This is a genomic window from Mycobacterium sp. E1715 (genome assembly GCF_001667625.1).
Taxonomy (GTDB): Bacteria; Actinomycetota; Actinomycetes; order Mycobacteriales; family Mycobacteriaceae; genus Mycobacterium.
In genome coordinates this window covers 1-2197 of record NZ_LZJJ01000522.1, presented here as the reverse complement: position 1 = coordinate 2197, position 2197 = coordinate 1, and the positions used below count along the sequence as shown (strand labels likewise).

3 protein-coding genes and 1 pseudogene are annotated in these 2197 nt (G+C 68.1%); 1 reads left to right on the top strand and 3 read right to left on the bottom strand.

Annotated elements, in window-relative coordinates:
* Positions 1–124 (top strand): annotated as a pseudogene (locus A9X03_RS29510) ((2Fe-2S)-binding protein); the annotation flags it as partial.
* Here the strand turns inward: A9X03_RS29510 and A9X03_RS25575 are convergent.
* The 3 genes from A9X03_RS25575 to A9X03_RS25565 all read right to left on the bottom strand — a co-directional run.
* On the bottom strand, positions 121–291 hold the full coding sequence (locus A9X03_RS25575; RefSeq protein WP_068263628.1) for a bacterioferritin-associated ferredoxin: 171 nt from the start codon (positions 289–291) through the stop codon (positions 121–123). The pseudogene A9X03_RS29510 and the gene A9X03_RS25575 overlap by 4 nt on opposite strands.
* A gap of 13 nt (positions 292–304) precedes the next feature.
* Positions 305–931, bottom strand: coding sequence for a fatty-acid--CoA ligase (locus A9X03_RS25570; RefSeq protein WP_067753345.1), 627 nt, complete (start codon positions 929–931; stop codon positions 305–307).
* The coding region (locus A9X03_RS25565; RefSeq protein ID WP_068263625.1) for a FadD3 family acyl-CoA ligase at positions 928–2197 on the bottom strand (1270 nt) is incomplete at its 5' end. The genes A9X03_RS25570 and A9X03_RS25565, both read right to left, overlap by 4 nt.

Genomic DNA, 2197 nt, shown 5'->3' with positions numbered 1-2197 from the left:
TCGCGCCAAGGTGGTCGCGGCAGCCTGTGGGGCGGGCGCCGACTGCGGGCGCTGCCGGCGAACCGTCCAGGCGATGCTGCGATCGTCGGATCCGAACGGCGCTGCCACCCGGCCGCGGTCTTAGCGGCGAACGCTGCCGTCCGGCGACATCGCCTGGACGGTTCGCCGGCAGCGCCCGCAGTCGGCGCCCGCCCCACAGGCTGCCGCGACCTCCTTGGTCGTGCAGGCCCCGGCTTGCAGCGCCTCGGTCACCGTTTGGCTGGTGACTCCGTTACACAGGCAGACGAACATTCCGGCGGACCGCTCAGTCCGCCTCGATGCGCATCATGTTGGAGAATCGCCCGACGAAAACCGGCGGGTAGGGGCCCACCCCGGCGCCGCTCATCCACTCGGCCGCCGCGTCGGGGTGCTCGATCCACCGCCGCGCGCTCTCCTCGTCGGGCAACTCCGACATGATCAGCACCTCGTGCTCGTCGTCGAAGGCCTGGAAGATCCAGGTCTTGCGGATGCCGGCCGCGACGAATCTGTCCCTGGCCGAGGCGACTTCGGCGGTGAGCGCCGACACGTCGTGGACGGAGGCGATGGCGGCGACCACGACGCCGGGCGCCTCCGGAGTCGCCGGGGCCTCCGGGACGAACCTGTCCACGATCTCGCCGGCGAAGACCGCGGGAATGTCGTCGACGCCGGCCGCGTCGAACCACTCGAAGAACACGCGCGAGCGCAGCAACTCGACGATCGGCTCGCGACTGTGGACTCCGATCATCACCAGCACCCGGCCGTAGTCATGCGTCGAGGTGTAGACCAGGACGTGGTGGGCGCCGATATCGGCAAGGGCCGCCTTCCTGCGCTCGAGCAGCGGCCATACCCGGCTGGGGTCGGGAACACGATAGTCCGACGCGATGACCATCGAATGAATGTCGCCGTCGCTCAACGAAGTTGATCCTTCATAACTTTCCCGGTCGCATTGAGCGGCAGCTCGTCGAGAAACGCGATGGATCTCGGCGCTTTGAAACCAGCCATCCGCTCCCGGCACCATATCAACAGGTCATCCTCGGAAACCTGGGTTTTCGCCACCACGAAGGCCTTACCGACCTGGCCCAGGCGATCGTCGGGAACCCCGATCACGGCGGCCTGCGCCACCGCCGGGTGCTCCAGCAGGTAGCCCTCGATCTCCGCCGGGTAGGCGTTGAACCCGCCCACGATGAACATGTCCTTCTTGCGCCCGTCGATCCGCAGCCGGCCCGCCGCATCGAGGCGGCCCAAATCGCCGGTGTGCAACCACCCGTCCGGATCGATCGCCTCGGCGGTGCCCGCCGGGTCGTCGAGGTATCCCTGCATGACGCCGTAGCCGCGGACCAGCACCTCGCCATCGCCGGCGATGCGCACCTCGACCCCGTCGCAGGGCACACCCGCGGTGGTGGCGACGTCCTCGAACGAATCCCCGGGCAGGGACAGCGTGACGTTGCCCGCCTCGGTGAGGCCGTATCCGGTCATCAGCGTCTGGAACGGCAATTCGTCATGGATGCGACGGACCAGCTCGACGGGGATGTCGGCGGCGCCGGTCACGCCGGCGCGCAGGGTCGACAGCTTGGACTTGTCGGCGACGGTCAGCAGCGAGTGGTAGAGCGTCGGCGGCCCGGGAAGCATCGTGATCCGTTCGCGGGCAATCAATTCCACCACGGCGTCGACGTCGAACACCGGCACCGGCAGCATCGTCGCGCCCCGCAGGAATGACGTGATCAGCCCGGCCTTGAGGCCAAAGGTGTGGAAGTAGGGGTTGATCTGCAAGTAACGATCACCCTGGCGCAGATCCGCGAGCGTCGCCCATTCCTCGTACATCCGCAGCGTCTGCCGATGGTTCATCATGGCGCCCTTCGGGCGGCCGGTCGTGCCCGAGGTGAAGATGATGTCGGCGATGTCGCTGCCGTTCACCGCCCGCTCGAACGGTGCACCGCTGGCGAGGAAGTCGGACTTCAGGTCGATGACGGGCGTCCCCGCGGGCGCGGTGTAGTCCTGGCCCAGAAAGCCCTTCTGGACCAGGACGGCCTTGACCTTGCTGCGGGCGATGATGTCGCCCGCTTCGTCCGGCTTGAACCGAGTGTTGACCGGCACCAGCACACCGCCCGCGGTGAGCAGCCCGAAGGGCGCCATGATCCATTCCGCGGAATTCGGCGCCCAGACCGCGACGCGATCGCCC

Bases quoted from the DNA above. Each gene is read 5' to 3' on its own strand.
- A9X03_RS25575 (WP_068263628.1), bottom strand. From the start codon at position 291: ATGTTCGTCTGCCTGTGTAACGGAGTCACCAGCCAAACGGTGACCGAG.